Genomic DNA, 7824 nt, shown 5'->3' with positions numbered 1-7824 from the left:
GGCGCCCCGCGCCTTCGCATCCGTGGCGACGCGCGGCGACGTGGGCGATCGCGGCCAAGAACCGGCGGACGCCGATACCCCCGGGGGGATGACATTTTCACGTTGCAGTAAGGGATGACATTTTCATTGACCAGCGACAGGTGGACCGGACGCGGACGGCAGGCCCGGGATACGATGAGCGCATGCGCGTGCTCGGCGGCCTCACCGTCTGGGAACTGAGCCGGCGCGTCTGGCAGGAGATCCAGGAGGACGAGATCCTGGATCGCGCGGCCAGCCTCTCCTACTACTTCCTCTTCGCGCTCTTCCCGACCCTGCTGTTCCTCGCCACGCTGCTCGGCCTCCTACCCGGCACGGACTTGATGAAGACGCTGATGGGCTATGTGGCGGGTGTGCTCCCGGGCGATGCGGCCTCGCTCGTGCACCGGACGCTCGACGAGGTCGTGAGCGGAGCCAGCGGGGGCCTCCTCTCGCTCGGCGTCCTCGCTGCGCTGTGGGCGGCGTCGAACGGCACGGCGTCGATCATCATCGCCCTGAACGTGGCCTCTGGGATCACCGACAGCCGGCCGTGGTGGCGGCAGCGCCTGGTCGCCGTGGCGCTGACGGTGGCCCTCTCCGTGCTGACGCTTACCGCGCTCCTGCTGCTGGTTTTCGGCGAGCGCATTGGCGAAGCAGTGGCCGGCTGGGTGGGGCTCGGCCCGCTCTTCACCCTCGTGTGGAACGTGCTGCGCTGGCCGGCCGCCATTGTCTTCGCGCTCACCGGCATCACCCTCGTCTACTATCTGGCACCGACGGAGCGCCACCGCTGGAGCTGGGTGACGCCGGGCTCCGTCTTCGCGCTGGTCGCCTGGCTGGCGATGTCCGTCGGCTTGCGCGTCTACGTGCGCTACGTGGGCGACTACAACGCCACCTACGGCTCGATCGGCGGGGTGATCCTCCTCATGCTCTGGCTCTACCTCAGTGGCGTCGCCCTGCTCGTCGGCGCCGAGATCGATGCCGAGGTCCAACGCGCGCGCGGGCGCCGGGTCTAGCGACCACCGGCGAGAGGCGGAAACAGCGTCACGACGTCGTGCGCGGCGAGGCGACGCTCGGGGCCGGCATCCTCGCCGTTGACGAGCGCGATGCACGGCAGCACCGGGGGGATGCGGAGTCTCGAGACGACGTCGGCCACGGTGCCGCCGTCCGGGATGTCGAGGACTGCGCTGCCGGTGGCCTTGCTGGCGGGGGGGAGGAACGCCGCGAGGGTGGCGAAGAGCCGGACTTCGATCTTCACCGACTGCCGGACGGTCCGGCAGGCTCGGCGAGCAGGCGGACCGGCGCGACGCGCAGTCGCTCGCCGGGGTGGATCCGATCCGGGCTCTCGAGGTTGTTCCAGCGCACCACCTCGGCGACCGTCACGCCGTGCTGCTGGGCGATCGTGGCGACCGTCTCGCCCGGCTGCACCACGTGCATCTCGCCCCCGCGCCCCGCGCTGCCGCCCTTGGCGGGAGCGCCCGCGCGCTTCTTGGCGGCGAGCGCGGCCAGGATGCGCTCGCTGAAGTCCGCCGGGATCCGCAGCTCATAGGGCCTGCCCGGAGGCGTGATGCCCTTGATGAGAACTGGATTGAACGCCCGGAGGGTCTCGAACGGCATCCCGGCGGCGGCGGACAGGACCCTGAGGTGAGTCGCAGGCGGCACAGCGATCGTCTCGATCTCCGCCTGCTCCGGCTCGCTGAGATCGAAACCATACCGCACCGGGTCGCGGCCGATGAGGGTCGCGGCGTGGATCGCCGGGACGAACTCCTTGGTTTCCCGGCGCAGGAACCGACTACGCGCCAGCGTCCAGAAATCCGTGGTGCCGACCGCCCGGATCGCGCGCGTGATCTTGACCTCGCCGGCGTTGTAGGCCGCCTTGGCGAGGGCCCACGAGCCGAACTGATGGTGGAGGTCGCGCAGGTAGGCGGCTGCTGCCGTCGTCGACTTCTCGGGATCGAGGCGCTCGTCGACCCAGTGATCGACCCTGAGCCCGTAACGGCGAGCGGTCGCCGCCATAAATTGCCAGAGCCCTTTGGCGCCCGCGCGGGACACGGCGCGCGGATTGAACCCGCTTTCGATCATCGCCACGAACGCGAGGTCTTCCGGCAGGCCGTGAGCGCGGAACACATCGCGAATCATCCCCAGGTAGCGCCCCGACCGGTTGAGCCAGAGCCCGACCACCTCGCGGCGGTTCCCGGTGTAGCGGTCGATGTAATGCTGGACCTGGTCGTTGACGACGACCGGATACGCTGACCCGTCCGGGACCCGCGCGGTCACGGCCGCAGAGGAGGCCGCGGCTTCGCCGAACGCCTCCGCCCACGGATCCCTCTCGACCTCGAGCCCGGGATCCCCGGAACTCTGATCGTCGGACGAGGGTTCCACGGTTAGGTCGAGGGTGGGATCGAGTCGCTCCAGATCGTCGCCTGAGGGGGGTACGGCCCGCTCGAGAGTGGGAACCGGGAGAGAAGGCGGGTCAGCGGCGCTGAGCGCGAAGGCGCCCGACGCCATGACCAGAAGGGAACTGCCTGCTGCCCTGCGCAAACAGGCTTGGATTGTCATATGCGAGGCAAGCTTGCTAGTTTTGTACCACGCCCGAGTGGGGGGGTCAACGGGCTTGACAGGCCGAAACCGCCTCACTAGAGTGAAGGTTAATTCCTCCTAATTTCGCAGCCACTTAGGAAGGAGGTTGCCGGTCAATGGGCTGTCCGGGGCGGGGAGTGTCCCACATAACCAACAACGCGGTGGAGGATTGATACCCGTGAAGAAACTGATCACCCTGCTTGTGGTTGTCACGTTCACGGCCGGCCTGGCCAGCTTGGCTTCGGCGCAGACCCAAACCTTGCCGAAGCCTGAAGAAAAGAAGATGGACAAGGCCGGCGAGAAGAAAGCCGGCGACAAGAAGATGACCGCCAAGAACGCCAACGGCGCGGTGAAGTCGGCGTCGGCCGACAGTGTCGTCGTGGCGGGCAAGGACAAGGGCAAGGACGCCGAGTGGACGTTCGCGGTCGACTCGAAGACCAAGATCAAGAAGGGCGGCAAGGACGTCAGCGCGGCCGACCTGAAGGCCGGTGATCCCGTGCACGTCCGTTACATGGAGCACGAGGGCAAGACCGTCGCCCAGGTCATCACCGTGAAGGCCGGCGGGACGGCCAAGAAGTAGAGCGTCTCTGCGCTGGACGCCAGCTCACGGGCTGGCGTCCAGCACTCGCTCCTCCTGGACGGCCGTCATCCAGGCATTCCGATCGGTCAGCTCTACCACCTCCAGGCTTCCCGGAGAGACCGTGAGCTCCCGCAGCCAGATGGTGACGGCGTAATAGCCGGTCAGCTTCGGCTGGCGCTCAAAGAGCCGGCGCTCTCTCTTCGAGAGCTGCGACGACTCTTTCCGCGTATAGACCGCCCGCTGGGCAATCAGGAGCCAGCCCCCGGCCGGAATCCTCTGCACATCGAACCTCCCCTCGGCATCGACCACGGTGAAGCGCACGAGGTCGGCCGCACCCACTTCCGAGAGAGCCCGCTCGTACGCGCGCCGGGCCTCCACGATGGCCCCCGCCGAAGTGCGGAAGGCGTTCAGGTCACGCCGGGCTCGATTGCGGATCTCCCCCAGTCTGGTCAGGACGGCTTGCGAGCGCGGCACGAGCGTGATCCCGACGTCAGTCACCGGCCGTTCAGGTGCCGCGGGCCGGAGGCCCTCCGCCAGGGCGCGGCCGGTCACCGCGCCGACCGCGCCCTGGGTGGCGTTATCACGATAGTCCTCCGTCCGGATGTCGAGCGCCGCGGCGGAGGCGGTCGCCGCCACGGTCAAAGCGGCCAGGAGCGCGCGCGCCATCATGGGGCCTCCTCGGGACGCGTGCGCCAGCGGCTGTGCATCCAGAGCCACTGCTCCGGCACCTCGCGGATCGCCGCCTCGATCACCGCCGTGCAGCGCGCCGTCAGTTCGACGATCGCTTCCTCCCTCTCATTCGTCGTGGCCGGCTCGAGCGGGGGATGAATGATCACGCGATGCCGGCCGGCGGTCTCGCGCCGGGCGAAGATCGGGATCACCGGGACGCCGGTCCGCAGCGCCAGCACGGCCATCGAGCGGGAGGTGCTGGCCAGCCGTCCGAAGAAGGGAACGAAGACGCCCTCGCGGCGCGAGGCGTTCTGATCGAGCAGGATGCCGACGAGCCGGCCCTGGGCCAGCGCGCTGAGCACCGGCCGGAGCGCCCGACGCTTGTCGATCAGCTCCACCCCCGCCCTCCGTCGAAGGCGTTCCGCCAGAGGGTTGAGCCACAGCGAATCCAGTGGCCGGACTACCACCGCGAGCCGATAGGCCGTGAGGAGGTGGGCCGCCGTGAGTACCTCCCAATTCCCGAGGTGCGCCGTGAGGACCAGCGCACGCCCGTGCCCCATCATGACCCTGTCCAGGTGCTCACGCCCCTCGACCGTGACACGCTCGAGGAACCGGTCGACGGGGCGCGTGAGCAGCGCGCATAGCTCCACGAAAAGTTGCCCGAGGTGCCGGTAGGAGCGTCGACCGAGGCGACGGCGCGCGGCGGGCGACAGCTCGGGGAAGGCGTGGCGCAGATTGTCGAGCGCGACGTGACGCCGCCGACGGAGGATGAGGTAGCCGATGTCGCCGATCCGCCGGCCCAGCCAGGCGGTCACGGGGGCGGGCAGGCGCCCCAGGATCGCGGCGAGGAGGGTCAGGAGGCCGCCGACCGCTTTCTCCGCTCGCGCACGACCTCGACAACGATGGGGATCAGCGAGAGCCCGACGACCACCGCCACCACGACATGGATGTGGCGGTCGATGTTCGGGATCGTCTGGCCCAGCAGGTAGCCGGCCCACGTCATACTGACCACCCATCCCACACCGCCGACGACATTGTAAAAGAGGAACCGTCGATACCGCATCTGCCCTACGCCGGCCACCACCGGCGCGAACGTCCGGATGATGGGGACGAAGCGCGCGATGACGATGGTCTTGGCGCCGTGGCGAGCGTAGAACTGGCGCGTGCGCTCGAGGTGGCGGGGATTGAAGAGCAGGGACTTCTCGCGGGTGAAGAGCCGGGGCCCGATGCGCGCGCCGATGGCATAGCCCACGCTGTCGCCGACGATGGCCGCCGCCGCCAGCAGCGCGTTGAGCCACCAGATGTTCAGCCCGCCGGCTGCGGCCACCAGCCCCGCCGTGATGAGCAGCGAGTCGCCGGGAAGGAAGAAGCCGACCAGCAGCCCGGTTTCCGTGAAGACGATGGCGACGAGGACGAGGTATCCGCCCCAGCGGATCAGGTCATCGAGCGCATAGCGGCCGCTGGCCAGGTCGAGGAGGAACTCCACCCGGCGCCTACTTTCCCCGCGCCACCTCGCTCACGCGGCGGCCGGGGCCCGTCGTCACAGTCGCGGGCGCCCCGCCCCGGATGCGCATGCTGTAGAAGGACCGCCAGACGAAGATCAGCGACAGCCCGAAGAACGCCAGCGCCAGCAGATGGCTGAGCGTGGCCCCTCGCTCCGCCGTCAGCGTGACCGCCAGCTCTACCGCCAGGAGGCCGAACAGGGTCGTGAACTTGATGATCGGATTCATCGCGACCGAGGACGTGTCCTTGAAGGGGTCGCCGACCGTGTCGCCCACCACGGTCGCCGCGTGCAGCGCGGTGCCCTTCTCCTTCAGCTCGACCTCGACGACCTTCTTGGCGTTGTCCCAGGCCCCGCCGGCGTTGGCCATGAAGACGGCCTGGAAGAGGCCGAAGAGCGCGATCGAGATCAGGTACCCGATGAAGAAGTACGGCTCCAAGAAGGCGAAGGCCAGCGTGGAGAAGAACACGGTCAGGAAGATGTTGAACATGCCCTTCTGGGCGTACTGGGTGCAAATCGCCACGACCTTCTTGCTGTCGGTCACTGAGGCTTTGGTCACTCCCTCCAGGCGGATGTTGGCCTTGATGAACTCCACGGCCCGGTAGGCCCCCGTGGTGACGGCCTGCATGGAGGCGCCCGTGAACCAGTAGATGACCGCGCCGCCGGTGATGAGGCCCAGCAGGAAGGGCGGATGGAGCAGTGAGAGCTTGTCCAGGTTCTGGGTGAGACCGTGGGTCAGCAGCACGATGATGGAGAAGATCATCGTGGTGGCGCCGACGACCGCGGTGCCGATGAGGACGGGCTTAGCGGTGGCCTTGAAGGTGTTGCCGGCGCCGTCGTTCTCCTCGAGCATGTGCTTGGCCCGTTCGAAGTTCACCTCAAAGCCGTGCTCCCGGCGGATTTGCTCCTTCACGTTGGGGATCTGCTCGATGAGCGACAGCTCGAAGATCGACTGGGCGTTGTCGGTCACGGGACCGTAGGAGTCCACCGCGATCGTCACCGGTCCCATGCCCAGGAAGCCGAAGGCCACCAGCCCGAAGGCGAAGACGGCCGGGGCGACCATGAGGGCGCCGAGGCCCGTGGTGCTGACCCCATAGGCGGTGCCCATCAGCAGCACGACCACGATGCCGAGCCAGTAGGCGCTGAAGTTCCCCGCCACCAGCCCCGAGAGGATGTCGAGCGACGCGCCGCCCTCCCGCGCCGAGGTCACGACCTCGCGGACGTGAGACGACTCGGTCGAGGTGAAGATCTTGACCAGCTCGGGGATGATGGCGCCGGCCAGGGTGCCGCAGGTGATGACGGTCGACAGCTTCCACCAGAGCGTGCCGTCGCCCAACTCGCGGATCATCACGTACGAGGCGAGATAGGTGAGCACGACCGACACCGCGGAGGTCAGCCACACGAGCGAGGTCAGGGGCGCTTCGAAGTTCATCCGGCTGGCCCCGGCGTACCGGTGCCGGGTGATGGCCTCGTTGATCAGGTAGGAGGCGCCGCTGGCTACGATCATCAGCACGCGCATCATGAAGATCCAGACCAGCAGCTGGACCTGGACGGCCGGCTCTCTGACTGCGAGCAGGATGAACGAGATGAGGGCCACCCCCGTCACGCCGTAGGTTTCGAAGCCGTCGGCGGTGGGCCCCACCGAGTCGCCGGCGTTGTCGCCGGTGCAGTCGGCGATGACGCCCGGATTGCGCGCGTCGTCCTCCTTGATGTTGAAGACGATCTTCATGAGATCGGAGCCGATGTCGGCGATCTTGGTGAAGATGCCGCCGGCGATGCGGAGGGCAGCGGCGCCGAGAGACTCGCCGATGGCAAAGCCGATGAAGCACGGACCGGCGTAGTCCCCGGGGATGAAGAGAAGGATGCAGAGCATCAGAAACAGCTCCACGCTGATGAGCAGCATCCCCACGCTCATCCCGGCCTTGAGAGGGATCGCGTAGACGGGGAACGGCTCGCCCTTCAGGCTCGCGAAGGCGGTGCGCGAGTTGGCGAAGGTGTTGATGCGCATCCCGAACCAAGCGACGCCGTAGCTGCCGCCGATGCCGATGAGGCTGAAGAGCAGGATGATCACGACCTTCACCGCCTCGAAGCGCAGGAGGACGCCGAAGTACAAAACGATGATGACGGCGATGAAGGCCTCGAGGATCAGGAGGAACTTCCCCTGCGTGATCAGGTAGGTCTTGCACGTCTCGTAGATGAGTTCCGAGACCTCGAGCATCGAGCGATGCACCGGCAGGTTTTTCAGCCGGTAGAAGATCACCATGCCGAACGCGAGGCCGAAGACGCACACGAGCAGGCCGCCCATCAGCAGCGTGCGGCCGTTGATCCCCTGGAAGGTCGCGGCGCTCAGATCCGGCAGGATGAGGTTCGCTTCCCCGCCTGGCCGCTCGGCCGCGGGCGCTGGCACGGTGGGCGCCGGGGCGGGCGGCTGGGCCTCGGCGAGTACCGGCATCCCCAGCGGCAGCAGCAGCGCGGCGAGGAA

8 protein-coding genes are annotated in these 7824 nt (G+C 67.8%); 2 read left to right on the top strand and 6 right to left on the bottom strand.

Going from position 1 to position 7824, the window contains the following annotated elements; all coding sequences use genetic code 11:
• Positions 1-182 precede the first annotated feature (182 nt).
• On the top strand, positions 183-1028 hold the full coding sequence (locus tag VGV13_07120) for a YihY/virulence factor BrkB family protein (protein HEV8640850.1): 846 nt from the start codon (positions 183-185) through the stop codon (positions 1026-1028).
• Here VGV13_07120 and VGV13_07115 read toward each other — a convergent pair.
• Together VGV13_07115 and VGV13_07110 are read right to left on the bottom strand one after the other, a co-directional pair.
• Positions 1025-1270: a MoaD/ThiS family protein gene (locus tag VGV13_07115; protein ID HEV8640849.1), complete on the bottom strand. Its 246-nt coding sequence runs from the start codon at positions 1268-1270 to the stop codon at positions 1025-1027. The genes VGV13_07120 and VGV13_07115 overlap by 4 nt on opposite strands.
• Positions 1267-2289: a transglycosylase SLT domain-containing protein gene (locus VGV13_07110; protein ID HEV8640848.1), complete on the bottom strand. Its 1023-nt coding sequence runs from the start codon at positions 2287-2289 to the stop codon at positions 1267-1269. The genes VGV13_07115 and VGV13_07110 overlap by 4 nt, the downstream gene beginning before the upstream one ends.
• Before the next feature lie 481 nt (positions 2290-2770).
• Between VGV13_07110 and VGV13_07105 the strand changes: the two genes are divergently transcribed.
• Complete coding sequence (locus VGV13_07105) at positions 2771-3172, top strand: DUF5666 domain-containing protein (protein ID HEV8640847.1); 402 nt, start codon at positions 2771-2773, stop codon at positions 3170-3172.
• 24 nt (positions 3173-3196) lie between these two features.
• Here the strand turns inward: VGV13_07105 and VGV13_07100 are convergent, their stop codons facing one another.
• The 4 genes from VGV13_07100 to VGV13_07085 are packed head-to-tail and all read right to left on the bottom strand — an operon-like array spanning position 3197 to position 7794.
• A complete protein-coding gene (locus tag VGV13_07100) occupies positions 3197-3841 on the bottom strand; it encodes a hypothetical protein (protein ID HEV8640846.1) in 645 nt (214 codons plus the stop codon).
• Entirely contained in the window at positions 3838-4677 is an 840-nt protein-coding gene (locus tag VGV13_07095) for a lysophospholipid acyltransferase family protein (GenBank protein ID HEV8640845.1), read from the bottom strand. Before VGV13_07095 ends, VGV13_07100 begins: the two co-directional genes overlap by 4 nt.
• 17 nt (positions 4678-4694) lie before the next feature.
• Complete coding sequence (locus tag VGV13_07090; GenBank protein HEV8640844.1) at positions 4695-5327, bottom strand: VTT domain-containing protein; 633 nt, start codon at positions 5325-5327, stop codon at positions 4695-4697.
• 7 nt (positions 5328-5334) lie between these two features.
• Entirely contained in the window at positions 5335-7794 is a 2460-nt protein-coding gene (locus VGV13_07085) for a sodium-translocating pyrophosphatase (GenBank protein ID HEV8640843.1), read from the bottom strand.
• Between the last annotated feature and the right edge of the window lie 30 nt (positions 7795-7824).

The organism is Candidatus Methylomirabilota bacterium, assembly GCA_036001065.1.
Classification (GTDB): domain Bacteria; phylum Methylomirabilota; class Methylomirabilia; order Rokubacteriales; family CSP1-6; genus MNEF01.
This window is presented reverse-complemented; position numbering and strand designations above follow the sequence as displayed.